General features: G+C 72.5%; 21 protein-coding genes. 5 read left to right on the forward strand and 16 right to left on the reverse strand.

Going from position 1 to position 20,529, the window contains the following annotated elements; translation table 11 throughout:
• Positions 1 to 29 precede the first annotated feature (29 nt).
• Positions 30 to 914 carry an alpha/beta fold hydrolase gene (locus tag I3F58_RS09660; protein ID WP_240107872.1) on the forward strand — a complete coding sequence of 295 codons (885 nt, stop codon included), beginning with the start codon at positions 30 to 32 and terminating at the stop codon, positions 912 to 914.
• Between the two features lie 112 nt (positions 915 to 1,026).
• On the opposite strand, the gene I3F58_RS09665 is transcribed toward I3F58_RS09660, so the two are convergent.
• Together I3F58_RS09665 and I3F58_RS09670 are read right to left on the reverse strand one after the other, a co-directional pair.
• Positions 1,027 to 1,959 carry a hypothetical protein gene (locus I3F58_RS09665; RefSeq protein ID WP_240107873.1) on the reverse strand — a complete coding sequence of 311 codons (933 nt, stop codon included), beginning with the start codon at positions 1,957 to 1,959 and terminating at the stop codon, positions 1,027 to 1,029.
• Positions 1,960 to 2,247: 288 nt separating this feature from the next.
• The gene (locus I3F58_RS09670; protein WP_240107874.1) at positions 2,248 to 3,135 is read right to left on the reverse strand and encodes a glycoside hydrolase family 19 protein; all 888 of its coding nucleotides are present in this window, start codon (positions 3,133 to 3,135) and stop codon (positions 2,248 to 2,250) included.
• A 116-nt stretch (positions 3,136 to 3,251) separates the two neighbouring features.
• Between I3F58_RS09670 and I3F58_RS09675 the strand changes: the two genes are divergently transcribed.
• The gene (locus tag I3F58_RS09675; RefSeq protein ID WP_240107875.1) at positions 3,252 to 3,452 is read left to right on the forward strand and encodes a hypothetical protein; all 201 of its coding nucleotides are present in this window, start codon (positions 3,252 to 3,254) and stop codon (positions 3,450 to 3,452) included.
• 150 nt (positions 3,453 to 3,602) lie between these two features.
• Here I3F58_RS09675 and I3F58_RS09680 read toward each other — a convergent pair whose 3' ends face one another.
• Complete coding sequence (locus I3F58_RS09680; protein ID WP_240107876.1) at positions 3,603 to 4,886, reverse strand: adenylosuccinate synthase; 1,284 nt, start codon at positions 4,884 to 4,886, stop codon at positions 3,603 to 3,605.
• Positions 4,887 to 5,060: 174 nt separating this feature from the next.
• On the opposite strand from I3F58_RS09680, the gene I3F58_RS09685 reads away from it, so the two are divergent.
• On the forward strand, positions 5,061 to 5,876 hold the full coding sequence (locus I3F58_RS09685) for a diacylglycerol kinase (protein ID WP_240107877.1): 816 nt from the start codon (positions 5,061 to 5,063) through the stop codon (positions 5,874 to 5,876).
• A 273-nt stretch (positions 5,877 to 6,149) separates the two neighbouring features.
• Here the strand turns inward: I3F58_RS09685 and I3F58_RS09690 are convergent, their stop codons facing one another.
• A complete protein-coding gene (locus I3F58_RS09690; protein ID WP_240107878.1) occupies positions 6,150 to 6,341 on the reverse strand; it encodes a hypothetical protein in 192 nt (63 codons plus the stop codon).
• 22 nt (positions 6,342 to 6,363) lie between these two features.
• A complete protein-coding gene (locus I3F58_RS09695) occupies positions 6,364 to 6,858 on the reverse strand; it encodes a GbsR/MarR family transcriptional regulator (RefSeq protein WP_240107879.1) in 495 nt (164 codons plus the stop codon).
• 103 nt (positions 6,859 to 6,961) lie between these two features.
• On the opposite strand from I3F58_RS09695, the gene I3F58_RS09700 reads away from it, so the two are divergent.
• Together I3F58_RS09700 and I3F58_RS09705 are read left to right on the forward strand one after the other, a co-directional pair.
• On the forward strand, positions 6,962 to 7,861 hold the full coding sequence (locus tag I3F58_RS09700) for an ABC transporter ATP-binding protein (RefSeq protein ID WP_240107880.1): 900 nt from the start codon (positions 6,962 to 6,964) through the stop codon (positions 7,859 to 7,861).
• Positions 7,858 to 9,465, forward strand: a complete 1,608-nt coding sequence (locus I3F58_RS09705) for an ABC transporter permease (RefSeq protein WP_240107881.1) — start codon at positions 7,858 to 7,860, stop codon at positions 9,463 to 9,465. Before I3F58_RS09700 ends, I3F58_RS09705 begins: the two co-directional genes overlap by 4 nt.
• Here the strand turns inward: I3F58_RS09705 and I3F58_RS09710 are convergent.
• The 11 genes from I3F58_RS09710 to pyrE all read right to left on the reverse strand — a co-directional run bounded on the left by I3F58_RS09710 (position 9,455) and on the right by pyrE (position 20,521).
• The gene (locus tag I3F58_RS09710) at positions 9,455 to 10,660 is read right to left on the reverse strand and encodes a cytochrome P450 (RefSeq protein WP_240107882.1); all 1,206 of its coding nucleotides are present in this window, start codon (positions 10,658 to 10,660) and stop codon (positions 9,455 to 9,457) included. The two genes, I3F58_RS09705 and I3F58_RS09710, sit on opposite strands and share 11 nt — an antisense overlap.
• Before the next feature lie 26 nt (positions 10,661 to 10,686).
• Complete coding sequence (locus I3F58_RS09715) at positions 10,687 to 11,352, reverse strand: response regulator transcription factor (RefSeq protein WP_308354972.1); 666 nt, start codon at positions 11,350 to 11,352, stop codon at positions 10,687 to 10,689.
• A complete protein-coding gene (locus I3F58_RS09720; protein ID WP_240107921.1) occupies positions 11,349 to 12,587 on the reverse strand; it encodes a sensor histidine kinase in 1,239 nt (412 codons plus the stop codon). The genes I3F58_RS09715 and I3F58_RS09720 overlap by 4 nt, the downstream gene beginning before the upstream one ends.
• Positions 12,588 to 12,771: 184 nt before the next feature.
• Positions 12,772 to 13,650, reverse strand: a complete 879-nt coding sequence (locus I3F58_RS09725) for an alpha/beta hydrolase (protein WP_240107883.1) — start codon at positions 13,648 to 13,650, stop codon at positions 12,772 to 12,774.
• Positions 13,651 to 13,761: 111 nt separating this feature from the next.
• A complete protein-coding gene (gene kynU, locus I3F58_RS09730) occupies positions 13,762 to 14,991 on the reverse strand; it encodes a kynureninase (protein WP_374207933.1) in 1,230 nt (409 codons plus the stop codon).
• Positions 14,984 to 15,832 carry a tryptophan 2,3-dioxygenase family protein gene (locus I3F58_RS09735; protein WP_240107884.1) on the reverse strand — a complete coding sequence of 283 codons (849 nt, stop codon included), beginning with the start codon at positions 15,830 to 15,832 and terminating at the stop codon, positions 14,984 to 14,986. Before I3F58_RS09735 ends, kynU begins: the two co-directional genes overlap by 8 nt.
• Positions 15,833 to 15,960: 128 nt before the next feature.
• Positions 15,961 to 16,887 carry a DUF3152 domain-containing protein gene (locus I3F58_RS09740; protein ID WP_240107885.1) on the reverse strand — a complete coding sequence of 309 codons (927 nt, stop codon included), beginning with the start codon at positions 16,885 to 16,887 and terminating at the stop codon, positions 15,961 to 15,963.
• 163 nt (positions 16,888 to 17,050) lie between these two features.
• Positions 17,051 to 17,464, reverse strand: coding sequence for a DUF3151 domain-containing protein (locus I3F58_RS09745; RefSeq protein ID WP_240107886.1), 414 nt, complete (start codon positions 17,462 to 17,464; stop codon positions 17,051 to 17,053).
• 26 nt (positions 17,465 to 17,490) lie between these two features.
• Positions 17,491 to 18,648, reverse strand: a complete 1,158-nt coding sequence (locus I3F58_RS09750; RefSeq protein WP_240107887.1) for a MalY/PatB family protein — start codon at positions 18,646 to 18,648, stop codon at positions 17,491 to 17,493.
• Positions 18,649 to 18,746: 98 nt separating this feature from the next.
• A complete protein-coding gene (gene fbaA, locus I3F58_RS09755; RefSeq protein WP_240107888.1) occupies positions 18,747 to 19,769 on the reverse strand; it encodes a class II fructose-bisphosphate aldolase in 1,023 nt (340 codons plus the stop codon).
• Between the two features lie 194 nt (positions 19,770 to 19,963).
• A complete protein-coding gene (pyrE, locus tag I3F58_RS09760; protein WP_240107889.1) occupies positions 19,964 to 20,521 on the reverse strand; it encodes an orotate phosphoribosyltransferase in 558 nt (185 codons plus the stop codon).
• Between the last annotated feature and the right edge of the window lie 8 nt (positions 20,522 to 20,529).

A 20,529-nucleotide genomic window follows, 5' to 3' on the forward strand; every position in this document is an offset into this window, starting at 1 on the left:
TTGATCACCACCACGCTCCAGGGGGAACGATGCAGCAGCCGCGCGAGCACGTCGTCGAGGTCGCACCGGGGGTGCGGCTCTGGGTGGAGGAGCGGGGCGATGCCGACGCTCCGCCGTTGTTGCTGATCATGGGGTCGCTCGCGTCGGGGATCACCTGGCCCGAGGAGCTGGTGGACGCGCTGGCCGAGCGGCACCGGGTCGTGCGGTACGACCACCGGGACACCGGCAGGTCGACCTGGTCCTTCGCCTCGGAGCCGTATCCGCTGACCGATCTGGCGAAGGACGCCCTCGCGGTGCTGGACGCGCTCGGGATCGAGCGGGCGCATGTGGTGGGGATGTCGCTGGGCGGGATGCTGACGCAGCTTGTCATGGCCGACCGGCCGGAGCGGCTGCTTTCCGCCACGCTGATCGCCACCGGGGTGCTCAGCTCGGCGCCGTACACGCACCCGGACGGGACCGTGACCGCCGTCGACGAACTGCCGCCGTTCGACCCGCGTTGGGTCGCCGCCTGGGAGCGGCGGGAGGACGGCTGGGATCTCGCGGCGGAGCTGGACTGGCGCGTGGAGCACTGGCGGCTGCTGGGCGGGGAGGTGATCCCGTTCGACGCGGAGGAGGCGCGGGAGCTGGAGCTGCGCGTCATCGAGCACACCGGGCACCACCGGGTCAGCCTGGCGCACGCGCTGGCCGACCAGTCGGGGATGGAGCGTACGGAGGAGCTCGCCGCCAACAAGGTGCCGACGCTGGTGGTGGGCGCGCCGGAGGACCCGCTCTTCCCGCCGCCGCATCCGCAGCGTACGGCGCAGGCCATCGGGGGTGCCCGGCTGGTCGAGATCCCGGGCATGGGCCACGCCCTCCCGTCCCCCGTCCTGGGCCCGCTGGCCGACGCGGTCCTGAGCCGGACGGCCGGGACCTGAGCCCCGGGGGACCGCACCCCGGAAGGCGGCGCACGTCTTCGTGCGTTCGTGTGCGAAGGTCACAGTGCCTCCCTCCGCCGGTGGCCCGGCCGCCCCGCGCGGCCGTGAGCGGTCAGCAGGGGCCCGGCTGAGTCTCCGGGGCTCGTCTCATCGCCTCACGGGCCGCGAAGGCCCCGCGCTGGGCGGCGGTCATGTAGGACGCCACACGTGCCGTCAGCGTGGGCGGCGGGGGCGTGCAGGCGCGGCAGGAGGCCCCGGGCGGGACGGGCGCGCGGCAGTGCTCACACTCGGGGTGCGGGGGGCGCGCCTCGGGCGCCGGAGGCGGTGGGGCGGGCTTCTTGCGGGTGAGCCGGTCGGCCAGCAGGGCGGCGGGCGAGTGGATCTGCTGCGGCAGGCCCGAGGTCAGGGCGTCCCGGATGTCCGACTCCGTCGCGCCGACCGCGAACCACTCCTCCACCAGGGAGCCGAGCCGCGTCGTCTCCGCCGCGCCGAGCGCGAGGCGCCGCTCCCGCCGTCCCAGCCCGGCGAGCAGCGCGGCGGCCCGCCCGCTGGGCAAAGTGGCCGGTCGCGGGGCCGGGGGCGCCGGGTCGGGCGGGGAGGGGGGTTCTTGCAACTCCGTTCTTTCTTCCGGGGGAAGAGCGCCCGAGGGCCCGGCCTCCGGATCACCGGCGGCCAGGTTGCGGAGAGGGGACGGCACCGCCCGCACCGGGGCCGGGGCCGCCGCCTCGCGTCGTACGGATGCCGCAGGTTCGGACGGGGTGTCGTAAACCTCGTAGTCCGTCTTCCAGTAACCCGTTCGTGAGTCCTGGTAGGGGTCCCTCCTCAGGTAGCCCTCGCCTTCGAGCTGCCGCAGCGCCTTGCCGACCCGAATGCGGCCCTCATCACGGCGGTTGGCCAGCTTGCGGATGTCCCGGCGGGCCTCCTCCGGGAGACTCAGGAGGTAGACGATCACACCCAGCGCGGTGAAGGAGAGGTTCGGATCGCGCAGGAGTTCGTTCGGAAAAGTGGTGAAGTCGCGGGTGCAGCGGGTACGGTGAATCTGCATTTGGGGAGCTCTTTTCTCCGGTGCCTTGCCCTCGGGTGGTGATAGCACCGCGGGGGCTTCTTCATGCCACGAGTCGTCTCGTCGCCCTGTCTGGCGCGACTGTATCCCCGCGGGCCTTTAGCGGCGCAAATCAACTCCTTTTAGTCATACAAGACTTCAACCATCGGTCGACAGGAACCTGGCTTCCGGCCCCACCTGCGCTTTTCCACCTCAGGGAAAGGAAGAGGGCGGCCACGGAGACCGTGACCGCCCCTTCCGCATATGCAGAACTCACTCCTGGGGGTGACCTCAGCAGTACAGACCGCCGCCCGGCGGAACGCCCAACAACTGTGTGAACTGCTGGTACTTGGTGACCCGGCTCTGCACCTGCGCCGGGTTGCCGCCGTCGCACTCCAGCGCGCCGTTGATGGAGCGGATCGTCTGGCCGAAGCCCGCGCCCGTGGTCATCGCGTGGTGGCCGCTCATCGTGCCCGGACCGGACTGGGTGTTCCAGTACCAGAGGGCCGTCTTCCACGCGACCGGCGCCTCACGCTCCACCCGCCAGGGGTTGTTGAGCAGATCGATCCCCAACGCGTCCCCGGCGGCCTTGTAGTTGAAGTTCCAGGAGAGCTGGATCGGGCCGCGCCCGTAGTACGCGGCCTGGCCGGCCGGGCAGCCGTAGGGCTGGTTCCGGTCGCAGTAGTGGGGGTAGTTGGCGGTGTTCTGCTCCACGATGTGGACGAGTCCGCCCGTCTCGTGGCCGACGTTCGCCAGGAAGGCCGCCGCCTCCTGCCTGCGGACCGTGTCGCTGCCGGTGTTCGCGAACGCCGGGTACGCGCCGAGCGCCGCCTTGAGACCGCTGTACGTGTAGAAGGAGTTCCTGTTCGGGAACATCTGGTGGAACTGCGACTCCGAGACGACGAAGCCCGACGGGTCCGGGTCCGGCGGCGGCGTGGAGCCGCCGCAGCCTCCCTGGTCGGACCAGACGTCGGCGGCGCCGGGCGTCTCGCCCTGCGTCCACCACTTCGCCTGGTAGTTGCGCCCGTTGTGCGAGGCGGTGTGACCGCCCCAGTAGACGGCGGACGCGCTCCACGGCGCGGCGCACTCGGCGGCGTACGCGGTGGCGGCGGGAAGGAAGGCGGTCAGGCCGAGCGCGAGCGCGAACGCGGCGAGGACCGCACCGAAGCGTTGTGACATGACATCAGCCCTTCGGGTGGGGGTGCCGGACACCCTCCCGGCATTGGTATGGACCTGTCAATGCCTGGACCGCATGCCGGACTCGTCACCCCCAAGTCGCCTCCACTGCCTGGCGCATGCGCCTGTTCGAGTCACGACGAGCGCGTGCGCAAGACGAAGACACCGCGCGGCCGGCCCTCGTCGGCCCGAAAGCGGAAGTCTGTCTCCCCGCCGACAAGATCGCCCTCGTCGACGAGCAGGCCTCATGGCGCGGGCGCTCCCGCGCCGACTACCTGCGCAGGCTCATCCCGAGCGGCCTGGAACGGAGCACCGCGTGACCACCCCGACGTACGACGAACTCCGCACGACGCGACCGTGGGGCTCGCCGTCGAGGTCGTTGCCGGAGCGCCCGGCGGCCCGGCGCGGCATACGCGAGGCCGGTGGCGGGCGCCCTTTCGGACGCCGGCCACCGGCCTCGCAGGTGAGACCTACAGGAACGAGTTGATCTCGATCGTCTCGTCGCGGCCCGGGCCCACGCCGATCGCGGAGATCGGCGCGCCGGACATCTCCTCCAGCGCCTTCACGTACGCCTGCGCGTTCTTCGGCAGGTCGGAGAAGCTCTTCGCCTTGCTGATGTCCTCGGACCAGCCCGGCAGGTACTCGTACACCGGCTTCGCGTGGTGGAAGTCGGTCTGCGAGTACGGCAGCTCCTCGACGCGCTTGCCGTCGATCTCGTACGCGACGCAGACGGGGATCCGCTCCCAGCCGGTCAGGACGTCCAGCTTGGTGAGGAAGAAGTCCGTCAGACCGTTCACGCGGGTCGCGTAGCGGGCGATGACCGCGTCGAACCAGCCGCAGCGGCGGTCACGGCCGGTGGTGACACCGCGCTCGTGGCCGATGGTGCGCAGCTTCTCGCCGTCCTCGTCGAACAGCTCCGTCGGGAACGGACCCGCGCCGACACGGGTCGTGTACGCCTTCAGGATGCCGATCACGCGGCTGATCTTCGTCGGGCCGACGCCGGCGCCGGTGCAGGCGCCGCCGGAGGTCGGGTTCGAGGAGGTGACGAAGGGGTACGTGCCGTGGTCCACGTCCAGGAGCGTGCCCTGGCCGCCCTCGAAGAGGACGACCTTGCCCTCGTCGATGGCGTTGTTGAGGATCAGGGTCGTGTCCGCGACGTACGGCTTGATCTGCTCCGCGTACTGGAGCATCTCTTCCACGATCTTGGCGGACTCGATCGCGCGGCGGTTGTAGAGCTTGGCGAGGAGCTGGTTCTTGACCTCCAGCGCCGCCTCCACCTTCTGGGCGAGGATCGACTCGTCGTAGAGGTCCTGGACCCGGATGCCCACGCGGTTGATCTTGTCCGCGTAGGTCGGGCCGATGCCGCGGCCGGTCGTGCCGATCTTGCGCTTGCCGAGGAAGCGTTCCGTCACCTTGTCGAGAGTGACGTTGTACGGCGTGATCAGATGCGCGTTTCCGCTGATCAGGAGCTTCGAGGTGTCGACGCCGCGCTCGTTCAGCCCGCTCAGCTCGGAGAGCAGGACCGCGGGGTCGACAACGACACCGTTGCCGATCACCGGGGTACACCCCGGTGAGAGGATCCCGGAGGGGAGGAGGTGGAGCGCGTACTTCTGATCGCCTACGACGACCGTGTGGCCGGCGTTGTTACCGCCCTGGTAGCGCACCACGTAATCGACGGATCCACCGAGGAGGTCGGTGGCCTTTCCCTTGCCCTCGTCACCCCACTGAGCACCGAGCAGCACAAGTGCGGGCACAGGCGTACACCCCTTCCGGGCGGGGCATGTCCAAGGCCAGGGGCGCAAAATGTCGTACGTCTCTGTACGTCAGCAGCCTGGACCGTGTGAACCGGTGCCCCGGAATAGACGAAGCCCCTGGCTCTATGGCGCAAGGGGCTCTTGCACAAAGATGCTACCCGAGGAAGGACCGAGGTGTCGGCTCCCGACCAGCTCCTGGTGGTCATCGACCCGGTCGCCCGCCGCAGTGACGGCGAGTCCGTACGGATCGCCAAGGACGTGTTGTGCGGCGGTGCCGCCGCGAAGGTGTGCCTGCCGGACACCCCGGAGGAGTTCGCGCGGGCGCTGGCCCGGCGCGGGGGGCGGCGGCCCGTGGTCGTCGGCGACGACCGGGCACTGGTGCGGGCCGTGGGGCTGCTGCACGGCTCTGACCGGGCGGAACTGTCGCTGGTGCCGGTGGGACCCGAGGAAACGGTCCGGCTCGCGTCCGCGCTGGGAGCGCCGCTGGGGCCGGTGTCGGCCGCGCGGACCGCGCTGGGCGGGGTGCGGCGGCGGATGGACCTGCTGGTGGACGAGGACGGCGGGGTCGTGGTGGGCGAGCTGCGGGTGCCGGAGGGCGGCCGGGCGGCGGTGCCCGCGCCTTCCACCGTGCGGGGGTGGGGCACGGCACGGTCGCTGGTGCGGACCCTGGTGGGGCCGCCGCCGGGTGCGGCGCGGGTACCGCAGATGCGGGGGCACCGCCTGCGCGTCGAGGTGGACGGGCGGCTGCTGGGCGACGACCTGGTGGACGGCGTGACCGTCGCGGCGCACGACGGAACGGCTCGCGTGGAGCTGCGGCCCCGGGCGTCCCGCCCCGTCCGGTACGCGGCCCGCCGCACGGTCACGATCTCCTGCACGGCGGGACCGGGCTTCCACTACCGCGCGGACACGCTGGTGGGGGGCCCGGTGGCGAGCCGCACATGGACGGTCCGGCCGTCGTCCTGGTCGCTGGTCCTGCCGCCGGGGGCCTAGGGCCTGCGGGGCCTCGCCGGGCGCGGCGCTCCCGACGCGGGGGCCGCTGCGCCCGCATCCGGTGGGCGGGTCGGGAGCACTCCGGGGGCTCGCCTCCTCACGAGGGTCCGCCCGGGGCCCGTCTTCACGGCGGGTCACATCACCTCCCCGGGCTCCCGGCCTCGCTCGGACCAGGGGACGCCCCCGCCGCTGCGGGGGCGTCCCCTCCACCGGGCCCGCACCCCATGTGCGCCGCATCCGCACGAAGGGCCGGCCGGCACCCCGTCGGCGGGGTCAGTCCCGTGGCGGGTACAGCAGGCGGGTGCCGCCGTATATCGCGCCCATGACCGTGAGGCCCAGCGGCAGGCGCCAGAGGCGGGTCGTGTCGTTCCAGTGCTGGGGCGGGCCGAAGGTGAGCCAGAGCGCGAGGGCGATGCCCACGAGGACCACGGAGACGCCGGACACGCGGCGTAAGGCGAGAGACATGCCCCCATGGTCCCTTACCGGCTCACGCGCCCGACTTGTGCCGCCGCCACCGCTCCATGATCTGGCCCATCTCGCGGTGCAGGAAGCTGAAGAACTCCGCCGTCTCCGCGACCCGCGCCCCCGCCACCGTCTCCCGGCCCAGCATGTCCGCGCCCTCGGCCAGGGTCTTCTCCCAGCGCTGCAGCACCTGGTCACGCCGGGTGAAGACCTCGTACCACATCGCCTCGTGCAGGACGTACCGCTCGCGCCGCGACCCCGGGTCCCGCTCGCGGCCGATCATGTTGACCTGCGTCAGGTACCGCACCGCGCCGGACACCGCCGCCGGGCTGATCTGAAGACGTTCGGCCAGCTCGGCCGAGGTGAGCGAGCCGGTCTCGGAGACCAGCAGGGCGGCGAAGACCCGGGACGGCATCCGCTGCATGCCCGCCGCCGTCAGCTCGCCCGCGAAACGCTCCAGAAAGCGGGCCACCGCCTCGTCGTCCCGTTCGGCCCGCTGCTCCTCCGTGCCGGTCCCCATGCGCTCATCGTCTCCCGTCATTCCCGACCCCCTGCCGTACGACGATCGATTTTATACACTTCCTTAACTTCGCAAATTTGTGAAAGTAGCTTAGTTTCGAAGCATGACGAACGACGCCATCACCGTCGCCGGACTCCACAAGTCCTTCGGGCGCACGCACGCCCTGGCCGGTCTCGACCTGACCGTCGCGGCCGGCGAGGTCCACGGCTTCCTCGGGCCCAACGGGTCGGGGAAGTCGACCACCATCCGGGTCCTGCTGGGCCTGCTGCGCGCCGACTCGGGCAGCGCCCGGCTCCTCGGCCGTGATCCCTGGCGGGACGCCGTCGAGCTGCACCGGCGGGTGGCGTACGTCCCCGGTGACGTCACCCTGTGGCGCAACCTCTCCGGCGGAGAGGTCATCGACCTGTACGGCAGGCTCCGCGGCGGCCTGGACACGGCCCGCCGCGCCGAGCTGATCGAGCGCTTCGAGCTGGACCCGACGAAGAAGGGCCGTACGTACTCCAAGGGGAACCGTCAGAAGGTCGCCCTGGTCGCAGCCCTCGCCTCCGACGCGGACGTGCTCATCCTGGACGAGCCGACGAGCGGGCTCGACCCGCTGATGGAGGGCGTCTTCCGGGAGTGCGTCAGGGAGGCCCAGTCCCGTGGGCGGACCGTCCTGCTGTCCTCGCACATCCTGAGCGAGGTGGAGAGCCTCTGCGACCGGGTGAGCATCATCCGGAAGGGAGTGACCGTCGAGTCCGGCTCGCTGACGGAGCTGCGCCACCTGACCCGGACGAGCGTCGAGGCCGAGCTGGCCGGGCCGCCCAACGGGCTCGCGCACCTGCCGGGCGTCCACGACCTCCAGGTGGACGGCCACCGCGTGAAGCTCCAGGTCGACTCGGACCGGCTGGACGCGGTGCTGCGGTCCCTCACCGAGTCGGGCGTACGGTCCCTGGTGAGCGCGCCGCCGACGCTGGAGGAGCTGTTCCTCCGCCACTACGAGGACGTGGAGGCCACGCGATGACCGCCGTCACCGCCCCGTTGCCGGTGAGCGGCGCCCGGCACCTCGCCGGTACGGGCGCGCTGCTGCGGCTCGCGCTGCGCCGGGACCGGCTGATGCTGCCCCTGTGGGTGGGCGTGGTCGGCCTCATGGTGGTCAGCGGCAGCGGCTCCATCGAGACCCTGTACGACACCCCGGAGGCGCGGGCGCAGCTCGCCCAGTCGATGTCCGCGAACAGTTCGCTGCGCTCGCTGTACGGGCCCGTGTTCGGGGAGTCCGTGGGCGCGCTGGTGGCGTGGCGGTTCGGGGTGTTCGCCGCGACCCTCGCGGCGATCATGAGCCTGATCATCGTCGTACGGCACACGCGGGAGGAAGAGGAGACCGGGCGGCAGGAGCTGCTGTCCTCGGCCATGGTGGGCCGCCGCGCCCCGCTGACCGCGGCCCTGCTGGCGGCGCTGATCGCCGACGCCGCCCTGACGCTCATCATCACGGCGGGCCTCGCGGGCCGGGGCACGGAAGGCGCCCTGGCCCTGGGCCTGTCGGTGGGTCTGACCGGCATGGTCTTCGCGACCCTGGCGGCGATCGTGGCGCAGGCCACGGAGAGCGCACGGCTGGCGAAGGGCACGACGTCGGCGGTGCTGGGCCTGGCCTTCGTCCTGCGCGCGGCGGGTGACGCGGGGAGCGCGGACGGCGGCTCGGTGCTGACCTGGCTGTCCCCGCTGGGCTGGGCCGAGCACGTGCGGGCCTTCGCCGGGGAGCGCTGGTGGGTGCTGCTGCTGCTCGCGGCGGCGGTCCTGGCGCAGGGCTTCGCCGCGTACGAGCTGACGGGCCGGCGCGATGTGGGCATGAGCTTCGTGCCCGCCCGGCCCGGCCCGGCCGAGGGGCGGCTGGCGACGGCCGGCGGCCTGGCCTGGCGGCTCCAGCGGGGCGGGCTGCTCGGCTGGACCCTGGGGTTCCTGGTGGCGGGGCTGGTCTTCGGCGGCATCGTCGAGGGCGCGGCCGACCTGGTCGGGGACAACGAGCGGGCCCGCGAGATCTTCGAGCGGCTGGGCGGGGCGCAGGCCCTGGAGGAGGCGTTCCTCGCGGCGATGATGGGCATGTTCGGGATGGTCGCGTCCCTGTTCGCGGTCGGCGCGGTCCTGCGGCTGCACAGCGAGGAGACCTCGCAGCGGGCCGAGCCGGTGCTGGCCAACGCGGTCGGGCGGCTGCGGTGGGCGGCCGGGCACCTGGTGGTCGCGTTCGCCGGGTCGGTGCTGGTGCTGGCCGCGGGCGGGCTCGGGATGTACCTCTCGTACGGGAAGGACTTCGGGCCCGTGATGGGCGCGGCGGCCGTGCAACTGCCCGCGGTGTGGCTGCTGGGCGCGATCGCCGTGCTGCTGCACGGGGCGTTCCCGAGGGCCGCGGTCGCGGCGTGGGGAGTGGCCGGGCTGTCGCTGGCGATCGGCTGGATCGGTCCGGCGCTGAACCTGCCGCAGTCGGTGATGAACCTGTCGCCCTTCGGTCACCTGCCGAAGCTGCCCGGCGCGGACCCTGCCTGGACGCCGGTGGTGACGCTGCTGGGCCTGGCGGTGGTGCTGGTGGCGGCCGGGCTGGCGGGGCTGCGGCGGCGGGACGTGATCACGTCGTGACGAGCAACTCCCTGAGGCCTCGGATCACATAGCCGCCCGTCCACTCCGGCTCCTTCGCGAGCCGCAGGCCGGGGGCCCGCCTGAGCAGCTCGCCGAACGAGGCGGTCAGCTCCAGGCGGGCCAGCGGCGCACCCAGGCAGTAATGGATACCCGCGCCGAAGGTGATGTGCGGGTTGTCGGCCCGGGCCAGGTCCAGCCGGTCCGGCTCGGGGAACCGTGCGGGGTCCCGGTTGGCGGACCCGAACAGCAGGGCGACCTCGGAGCCGCGCGGGATGGTCGTGCCACCGATCTCGATGTCGTCCAGCACCCACCGCTCGAACATCTGGAGCGGGGTGTCGTAGCGGAGCAGCTCCTCCACGGCTGTGGACAGCCCGATGTCCCCGCGCCGGAGGGCGGCGAGCTGCTCGGGGTGGCGGAAGAGGGTCCACCAGCCGTTGACCGTGGTGTTGACGGTCGCCTCGTGCCCGGCGTTGAGCAGCAGGACGCAGGTGGAGACCATCTCCTGCTCGGTGAGCCGGTCCCCTTCGTCGTACGCGGCGATGAGCGCGGAGATCATGTCCTCGCCCGGCTGCCGGCGGCGGACGCCGATGAGCTGCCTCAGGTACGCGGAGAACTCCTCGGACGCGGTGACGGCGCGGCGCGCGGTCCCGTCGTCCGGGTTCAGCTCGAACATCCCGCAGATGGCCGCCGACCAGGGGCGCAGAAGGTGCCGGTCGGCGGCGGGGATGCCGAGCATCTCCGCGATGACGGCGACGGGCAACGGCTCCGCGACCTCGCCGAGCAGGTCCCCGCCGCCCCGGGCGAGGAGCCCGTCGACCAGTTCGGCGGCCAGCCGCTCCACTGTGGGCTTCAGCCGCTCGACGGTCCTGGGCGTGAACGCCTTCGACACCAGCCGCCGGATCCTGGTGTGATCCGGGGCCTCCAGGTCCAGCAGCCCGTTGCCGTTCAGCACGTGGAACGGCTCGTGCTCCGGGGGCGGCGGGGTGCGCCCGAACTCCTCGTGCGTGAACCTGTGCAGGTACGTCCGCCCGAGGCGGCGGTCGCGGAGCAGGGCGGACACGTCCGCGTGGTGCGGGACGAGGTACTGGCGGCTTCCCTCGAACCAGTGCGTCCGCCCCTGAGCGCGCAGGTCCGCGTACACGGGGTAGGGGTTCGCGACGAATGCGGGCGACCAGGGGTCGAATGCGGCGTCCATGCCGGGACGTTACTACTCCGCCGCGGTCACCCGCCCGGGTGGACCAGTCTCGTCTCGTACGCGAAGACCGCTGCCTGTGTGCGGTCCCGCAGGCCCAGTTTGACCAGGATGCGGCTGACGTGGGTCTTGATGGTGGACTCGGCGACCACCAGATGCGCGGCGATCTCGGCGTTGGAGAGGCCCTGGGCGATCAGGACCAGGACCTCCGTCTCGCGCTCGGTCAGGTCGCCCACCCGCGACAGGGAGGCGGTCGCCCGCTGCGGCTCCGCGCGGGTGGCGAACTCGGTGATCAGGCGCCTGGTCACCGAGGGGGCCAGCAGGGCCTCGCCCGCCGCCACGACGCGTACGCCTTCGGCGAGCTGGCGGGCCGAGGCGTCCTTGAGGAGGAAGCCGGACGCGCCGGCGCGGAGCGCCTCGTACACGTACTCGTCGAGGTCGAAGGTGGTCAGGACCAGGACCCTCGCGTCCGCGTCGGACGCGACGATCTCCCGCGTGGCCTCGATGCCGTTCATCTCCGGCATGCGGATGTCCATCAGGATCACGTCCGGACGCAGCGCCGCGACCTGGGCGATCGCCTGACGGCCGTCGACCGCCTCACCGATCACCTCGATGCCCGGCATCGCGTTCAGCAGGACCGAGAAGCCCTCCCTGACCATCATCTGGTCGTCGACCACCAGGACCCTGATCGTCACTGGACCTCCTCCCTCGCCACCGGGATGAACGCCGCGACCTCGTATCCGCCGTCCTCCGTCGTCTCCGCCGTCAGCTCGCCGTTGAGCATCGTCACACGCTCCCGCATGCCCGTGATGCCGTGCCCGGCGCCCGGTGACGCCGCCTTGACCAGGCCGCGCGGCGGGCCGTTCACGACGCGCAGGCCCAGGCCGCCCAGGACGTAGCTCAGCTCCACCCGGGCGGAGGCACCCGGCGCGTGCCGCAGGACGTTGCTCAGGGCCTCCTGCACGATCCGGTACGCCGACAGCTCCACGCCCTGCGGGAGTTCCCGCACCGCGCCGGTCACCGTCTTCTCCGCCTCCAGGCCTGCGTCCCGCACATTGCGCAGCAGGCCGTCCAGGTCCGCGAGGGTCGGCTGCGGAGCGTCCGGCGCCTGGTAGTCCTCGGCGCGGACCACGCCCAGCACCCGGCGCAGCTCCGTCAGCGCGGCCACCGCGTTCTCCCGGATCGTCGCGAACGCCTGCTCCAGCTCCGGCGGCGGGTTCTCCACCCGGTAGGGCGCCGCCTCCGCCTGGATCGCGACCACCGACATGTGGTGGGCCACCACGTCGTGCAGCTCCCGCGCGATGGTCGTGCGCTCCTCCAGCAGCGTCCGCATCGACCGCTCCTGCGCGGTCACCGTCTGCTGCTGGGTGACCTCCTTCTTCGCTTCGCTGCGGGTCCGCACCGCCGTGACGACGAGCAGCGGCATCGCCGCCGCGAACAGCAGCTGCGGGGTCATGGGGTCGCCGTAGGCCCCGAGGAGCGACTCCGTCATCAGGCTGAGCACGCCCGTCAGCACCCACATCCACGCCGCCGTACGAGGGCGGGTGCGGGCCGCGACCATCGTCATGACCACCACGTGCGAGAAGAACGACGGCGGTGTCCACGGCGGCCCGGCCGCGAGGACGAACGCACCGGCCGGCACGCTGAGCAGCGACAGCCAGAACGCCGCCACCGGCCGGATCAGCGTCAGCAGCATCGCCGCCGCCGGAAGGACCCCGCTGACGAGGAAGTGCAGGCCCCCGACGAACCCGGACGCCAGCACGGCCAGGGCCGCCAGGGCGACCGCAGCGTGCGGCAGCCACCGCACCGGCCGGCGGACGAACCCCGGTGTCCGGCGCATCACCGCGCCGTCCGCCGCCAGGGGGCCCAGAGGCCGGTACGCGAAAGGATCCCGGAACAGGTCCTCGCGCAGCCCGTCCAGCGCCCGCATCACCAGGCGTATCTCGGGGCTCTGGTCGCCCGACCCCGGGTCGGTCGCGGTGTGCCGCGTCGTCGTCTTGTCCACGCCGCAAACGGTACGGGGGCGGGGCGGGCGCGGCGTCGGGCTGGAGACGGGTTCCGCGGGGTCCGTCCTGAGGACTACACGTGCCTCACCAGGGGGATCAGAAGGGTGATCACCACGCGAGCTGGGCGACCTCCTCCGCCACGACCGCGCACGCGTCCGCCGCCGGGTCGATGAGCGGGAAGTGGCCGACACCGTCCAGGACCGTCAGGCCGACCGGCTCACCCGCGGCCGCCGCCGCGTCGGCGTACGCCTCCGCGACCGGGAGCGGGACGACGGAGTCCGCGCGGCCCTGCACGAGGGTCGTGGCGATCCCGGTGGGGAGCAGGACCGCCGGGTCGGCGTGCGCGGAGCGAGCTTCCGACTCGCCGCCACCGCCGAGAAGCTGGAGCACCGCACCGCCGCACACGTCCAGCTCCACCGACCGTGCGAAATGCGCGATCGGCGCCAGCGCCACGACCCCGCGCAGCTCCGGCGGCGCGGGCAGCCGCCAGGGGGAACCGGCCGGCAGGACGTGCCGGGCCGCCGCCCACAGCGCCAGATGCCCGCCCGCCGAATGGCCCGTCAGGACGGTGCGGCGCGCGTCGCCCTGCGGGAGGTGCCGCGCGACCAGCCCGGGCAGCGCGTCCATGGCCGCCGCCACGTCGTCGAACGTCTCCGGCCAGCGTCCCGCCACGGGGCCGCCGTTGCCGCCGCCACGGGGGCCCGGGATCTCCGTACCCCGCCGGTACTCGACGCTCGCCACGGCGAAGCCGCGCCGTGCCAGGTAGTCCGCGAGCGGCGACACATGCCGCCGGTCGTACGGCGCCCGCCAGGCCCCGCCGTGGAAGAGGACGACCAGCGGGACGCGGCCCACGCGGTCCCGGGGCGCGTAGAAGTCGACGAGCTGGTCGGGGTGGTCGCCGTATGAGGCGGTGACGTCGGGGGTGACAGCCGGATGCGACAGGGCCGACGCCTCCTCGGCGGCGTCGCGTGCGGCGGGGTCGGGCATGCTGCAACCTTTCGGTAACGGGGCCCAATTGGCCTGACCTGCGGGGACGGTACCAGGACTGACGGAGCGCCCGGCCGCGTACGGCCGGGCGCTCGGCCCGTTTCAGCCCCGTTACGCCGCCCGCGTCACCTCCCCGTACACCCGGGACAGCTCACGCGCCGCCCGCTCCGCGTCCGCGAAGCCCACATACAGCGGGGTGAAGCCGAACCGCAGCACATCCGGCCGCCGCAGGTCGCCCACCACGCCCCGCGCGATCAGCTCCCGCATCACCGCCGGTGCCTCCGTGCAGGCCAGGGCGGCCTGGCTGCCGCGCTCGGCATGAGCCGCAGGGGTCAGCGAGCGCAGCGCACCGGACGGCACATACGCCGCCACGCACTCCAGGAAGAAGTCCGTCAGCGCCAGGCTCTTGGCCCGCACGTCCGCGAGGTCCACCCCGTCCCAGACGTCCAGCGCCGACTCCAGGGCCAGCATGGACAGGATGTCGGGCGTCCCGACCCTGCCCCGCAGCACCCCGTCCGCCGCCGCGTACCCGGAGGTCATCGCGAACGGGTCGGCGTGCGAGTTCCAGCCCGGGAGCGGCGAGTCGAAGCGCGCCTGGTGGCGCTCCGCGACGTACAGGTACGCGGGCGAACCGGGCCCGCCGTTCAGGTACTTGTACGTGCAGCCGACCGCCAGGTCCACCCCGTGGGCGTCCAGGCCCACGGGCAGGGCCCCCGCACTGTGGCACAGGTCCCACACCGCGAGGGCGCCCGCGCCCTGGACGGCCGCGGTGATGCCGGGCAGGTCGTGGAGGCGGCCGGTCCGGTAGTCGACGTGGTTGACGAGCGCGGCAGCCGTGCGCGGGCCCACTGCCGACGGCACGTCGCCGGGCTCGACGGGCACGATCCGGCGGCCCGTCATCCGCGCGGCCGACTCCGCGATATAGCCGTCCGTCGGGAACGTGGTCGCGTCGACGAGGATCTCGTCCCGCGCCGCGTCGTCGACCAGCCGTACGGCTCCGACCAGCGCCTTGAAGACGTTCACGCTGGTCGAGTCGCCGACCACGACCTGCCCGGGCGCCGCCCCGACCAGCGGGGCTATCCGGTCGCCGATCCGCTCGGGCGCGGTCCACCAGCCGCTCTCGTCCCAGGAGCGGATGCGCAGCTCGCCCCACTCCCGGGCGATGACATCCGCCATCCGGGCGGGTACGTGGCGTGCCAGCGCGCCGAGCGAGTTGCCGTCCAGGTAGACGACCCCGTCGTCCAGGGCGAACAGTTCGCGGCGCTTGGCCAGCGGGTCTGCCGCGTCCAGCTCCTCGGCCCTCGTACGAAGGGCGTCCGTCATGTTCAGGTCGTCAGACATGGCTGCGGGCCGTCCAGAGCTCGGGGAACACGTTCTTGCGGGCGCGCTTCTCCAGCCAGGCCACTCCGGCGGAGCCGCCCGTGCCGGTCTTGGAGCCCATCGCGCGGCGGGTCGCCACCAGGTGGTCGTTGCGCCAGCGCCACACCAGCTCCGCCACGTCGGTCAGCAGCTCGGCGAGCCGCACCAGCTCGCCGTGCTGATCCCGGTCGGCGTAGACGCCCGCCCACACCGCCTCGATCTCGGGCGACGGCTCGTACCGCTGCGACAGGTCCCGCTCCAGCGCCTGGCCCGGCACCGGCAGCCCGCGCCGCGCGAGCAGCCGCAGCACCTCGTCGTACAGGCTCGGCTCGTGCAGCGCCTTCTCCAGCTCGGCGTGCACGCGGGGCGCGCCCCGGTGCGGGACGAGCATGGACGCGGACTTCTCGCCCAGCAGGAACTCCATGCGCCGGTACATCGCAGACTGGAAGCCGGAGCCCTCACCGAGGGCGGCGCGGTACGCGTTGAACTGGGCGGGGGTGAGCCGCGCCAGGGGCGTCCAGGAGGCGTTGAGCGACTCCAGCTCGTACACCGACCGCTGGAGGGCGTCCATCGCGACGGTCAGGTCGTCGCCGCGCAGGGCGCGGGACGCGGTCTCCCACTCGTGGACGATGACGGTGAACCACAGCTCCATGACCTGGGTCGTGACCAGGAAGACCATCTCGCCCGGGTCGTCCGAGAGAGGGTGCTGGAGGTGGGTGAGGACGTCCGCCTGGACATAGTCCTCGTACGGTGTCGTGCCCCCGAAGTCCAGGTTCGGGGAGTCCTCCACGGCGGGAGGTGTGGCCTCCGCCGCGGGAGGCATGGGGGAAGTAGACGGTGTCGACATTGCTGTCTCCAACAGTGCGTGCTACCGGGTAGCGGTCCGCTCCTTCCGCGACGGTCGTGGAGCCCCGGTCCCCTCGGGCCGCCGCACGGGCGGTCCCGGACGCATCATGGCACGATCGGCCCGGTGATGTAACGGCCGTCCTCGTCGTACGGCCAGGCGTTGGAGACGCACCCCTTCAGTCCCTTGATCTGCTGCATCATCACCGGCGCGAGCTGCCCGCGGCCCGGGCAGGCCATGTGTGTGCGGATGCCGATCTCGTGGCCGACCTCGTGGTTGATGATCAGGTGCCGGTACTCGGCGGGAGTGCCGGAGAAGGTCGGGGAGCCGAGCATCCACCGCTTGAGGTTCACGACGACGCCCTGCCGGGTCTCGCAGTTCAGCTCGCCCCCGGTGTCGAGTCCCTCCGCGAGGCACAGCTTGTCGGCGGTCCTGGGGGTGGCGATGAAGACGGTGAAGTCGGCGGTGTCGTCGGTCTCGGGGACCAGCTGGAAGGAGCCCCGGCCATGGGCGGCCCAGCCCTGCGGGTGGGCGAGGATCTCCTCGACCTCGCGGGCCGCCCCGGTGGCGGACAGACCGCTGACGCCGTCCTCCACCTGCACGCGGTAGCGGCGCAGCGGGCCTGTGCCGACCTTCTCACCCGCCGTCCCGGCTCCGGTGAAGGTGCCCTTGCCCGCATGCGGCACGGAGGAGGGGGTGCCCGACGGGCCGGGGCTCGTCCTGGGGCTCGCCTTCCTGGACGGGGAGGGCGACGGGGACGTCTCCGCCCTCGGAGCACCGGGGGCCGCCTCACCGCCCGGCGCCGCTTCCTCGGACGGCGACGGCTGCGCCTCGGGGCCCGGCCGGCCCTGGGCTGCCGCGTTCACCGGTGCGTCGGCGGTCTGGAAGTGCGCGAGGGCCGCGCCTCCACCGAGCGACAGGACCCCCAGGGCGACACCGCCCAGCATGTTGCGGGGCCCCAGCAGTCCCCCACCGCCGCCTCGGCTGTTCCCGCCACGGCGGCGCCTTTGCGGCGCGGCAGCACGCTTCCCCACGACGTTCCCCCTCCCCCTGGCCCCCCGGCCCCGGATTCGATGATCCGTACGAATCGTACCGACCGCCCGTCCCGCCCTCGGCGGCCCACCGGGTTGCCCGTACACGAGCGGCGGGCGCCCCCTCCCGGGAGCACCCGCCGCTCGCCCACCACTCGGTCCGGGATCAGCCGAGCGTGTCCGCCGCCATCGGCGAAGAGTCCCGCAGGAACGTCGCGCAGCGCTCGTACTCCTCCTGTTCCCCGATCTCCCGTGCCGCCCGCGCCAGCGCGTGCAGCGCCCGCAGGAAGCCCCGGTTCGGCTCGTGGTCCCACGGCACCGGGCCGTGGCCCTTCCAGCCGTTGCGGCGCAGGGAGTCCAGGCCCCGGTGGTAACCGGTGCGGGCGTAGGCGTACGACTCGACGACCCGGCCGCCCTCGTACGCCGCGTCCGCGAGCTGGGCCCACGCCAGGGAGGACGCCGGGTACTTCGCGGCGACCTCCTCGGGCGCGGCCCCGCTCGCCAGCAGTTCGCGGGGCTCGGGGTCGTCGGGCAGGTGGGTGGGGGGCGGTCCCCCCAGAAGGTTCTCGTGGATGGCCATGCCCCCAGTCTGCTACGAGTGCCCCACTACCCCGCCAGCCGGGCCAGCGTCCTGGCGAGGGCGTCCGCCCCCAGCCCGGCCTTGGCGCGCGGGCAGCCGAGGTTGACGCGGACGAAGCCCTTCGTGCCGTACACCGCGCCCGCCCGTACCGCGATCCGTTCCTTGGCGACCAGTTCGTCGTGCAGCACCTCGTCGTCCACGCCGAGGGGCCGCAGGTCGAGCCACGCCAGGTATCCGGCCTGCGGCGGGGCGAACAGCGCGGCGCCCGGGAACGCCTCCTCCAGCCGCTCCGCGAGCAGCCGCAGGTTGCCTGCCACGTACCCGCGCAGCGCGTCCAGCCAGGGCGCGCCCCGCCGGTACGCGGCGACGTGCGCGGTCAGGCCCAGCGCCCCGGGGGAGGCCAGTCCGTCGCCGTTCTCGGTGCGACGCACGAACTCGGCGCGCTGCTCCGGCTCTCCGACGATCCCGTACGCCCCGTTCAGGGACGGGAAGTTGAACGCCTTGGACGCGGACGTGATGAGCGCCCAGCGGCTGCCGGGCGGCGCCACCGCGGGCCAGGGGATGTGCCGGTGCCCGTCGTGGGTGAGGTCCGCGTGGATCTCGTCGCTGATGACCGCCACTCCGTGGGTCTCCGCCAGCCGTACGAAGCCCCTCAGTTCGCCCTCCGTCCACACCCGGCCGGTCGGATTGTGCGGGGAGCAGAGCAGCAGCACGCGCGCGTCGGGGCGGGCCAGCTCCCGCTCCAGCGCCGCGGCGTCCCCGACGGGCACGCCGCGCAGGGAGCGCCCGAGGCCGTCCAGCGCCTTGGTGAACCCGTCGTACGTGGGGGTGTGGACGACCACTCCGTCCCCGGGCTCGGTCCACATGAGCAGCAGCCGGGAGAGCTGGTTCAGCACGGACGGGGCGAAGACCAGCGCCTCCGGGTCGACCTCGACCCCGTACCGCTGCCCGTACCAGTCCCGTACGGCCTCCGGGAGGCCGGTGTGGCGCCAGTCGGTGTAGCCGAAGACTCCGTGGGCGACCCGCTCCCGGAGGGCGTCCAAAATCTCGGGCGCGGCCCGGAAATCCATGTCGGAGATGGTGAACGGCACCAGGTCCGGCACCCCGTACCGCTGGGGCAGCACGTCCCACTGGACGGAGCCGGTGCCGCCTATCGGGACCGGAGTGTCGAAGTCGTACGTCACGCTGAGCCCTCCTCGTCTGTCCGCATACGGAACGGGCCCGGCATCGCTTCCGCGATACCGGGCCCGTCCCAGGTCATCCGTGCGCCTGTCCCAGCCGCTTACTTCAGCTTCGTGCCCGCCGAGCGCAGCGCCTGGCAGGCCTCGACGATGCGCTCGGCCATGCCCGCCTCGGCCAGCTTGCCCCAGGTGCGCGGGTCGTAGGTCTTCTTGGAGCCGACCTCGCCGTCGACCTTCAGCACACCGTCGTAGTTCTTGAACATGTGGTCCGCGACGGGGCGGGTGAAGGCGTACTGGGTGTCGGTGTCGAGGTTCATCTTGACGACGCCGTTCTCCAGGGCGGTGGCGATCTCCTCCCGGGTGGAGCCGGAGCCGCCGTGGAAGACGAAGTCGAACGGGCTGGTCCTGCCGTACTTGGCGCCGACGCCCTCCTGGAGGTCCTTCAGCAGCTCGGGGCGGAGCACGACGTTGCCCGGCTTGTAGACGCCGTGGACGTTGCCGAAGGAGGCGGCCAGCAGGTAGCGGCCCTGCTCGCCCAGGCCGAGGGCCTCGGCGGTGCGGAGGGCGTCCTCGACGGTGGTGTACAGCTCGTCGTTGATCTCGTGGGTGACGCCGTCCTCCTCACCGCCGGTCGGGGTGATCTCCACCTCAAGGATGATCTTGGCGGCGGCGGCGCGGGGCAGCAGCTCCTGCGCGATGGCGAGGTTGTCGGCCAGGGTCTCGGCGGAACCGTCCCACATGTGGGACTGGAAGAGCGGGTTCCCGCCCTTGGCGACGCGCTCCTCGGAGACGGCGAGCAGCGGCCGGACGTAGCCGTCCAGCTTGTCCTTCGGGCAGTGGTCGGTGTGCAGGGCGATGTTGACGTCGTACTTCTTGGCGACGATGTGCGCGAACTCCGCGAGCGCGACGGCGCCGGTCACCATGTCCTTGCTGTGCTGGCCGCCCAGGAACTCAGCGCCACCGGTCGAGATCTGGATGATGCCGTCGCTCTCGGCCTCCGCGAAGCCGCGCAGGGCGGCGTGCAGCGTCTGGGACGACGTCACGTTGATGGCCGGGTAGGCGAACTTCCCTGCCTTCGCCCGGTCCAGCATCTCGTTGTAGACCTCGGGGGTTGCGATGGGCATGGTCCGCTCCTTGTGATCTGCGGTTGCGTTGCGTCTCTGATCCCTGACCTGGGGGCGACGTCATCGTCGCGCCCTATCTTTCCAGACGGGCCCCAGGCCACCACCCCCCGTACGGGAACGGCCGAAGGGGTCGGTGTTTGACGTGAAACTGTTTCACGTGAAACACCGACCCCGCCCAACGGCCGGTCCGCAGGTCAGGCCAGGCCCAGCTCGTCCAGCGCGAAGGCGTAGAGGTAGGGCACTCCGGCGGTCTCGCTGATCTTCTCGCCGGCGCCGGTGGCCCGGTCCACGATGGTCGCGACGGCGACGACCTCGGCGCCGGCCTCACGGGCGGCCTCGACCGCGGTGAGGGGGGAGCCACCCGTGGTGGAGGTGTCCTCGACCACCAGGACGCGGCGGCCCTTGATGTCCGGACCCTCGACACGGCGCTGCATGCCGTGGGCCTTGGCGGCCTTGCGGACGACGAAGGCGTCGAGGGTACGGCCGCGTCCGGCGGCGGCGTGCAGCATCGAGGTGGCGACCGGGTCGGCGCCGAGGGTCAGACCGCCCACCGCGTCGAAGTCGAGGCCGTCGGTCAGATCGAGCATGACCTGGCCGACGAGCGGCGCGGCGGCGCCGTCCAGCGTGATCCGGCGGAGGTCGACGTAGTAGTCGGCCTCCAGACCCGAGGAGAGGGTCACCTTGCCGTGCACCACGGCCTTGTCCTTGATCTGCTGGAGCAGATCGGCGCGGGAGTCAGTCTTGCCAGTCATGCCGACGA

This window comes from Streptomyces sp. MUM 203J, from assembly GCF_022414595.1.
In the GTDB taxonomy this organism is placed as follows: Bacteria; Actinomycetota; Actinomycetes; order Streptomycetales; family Streptomycetaceae; genus Streptomyces.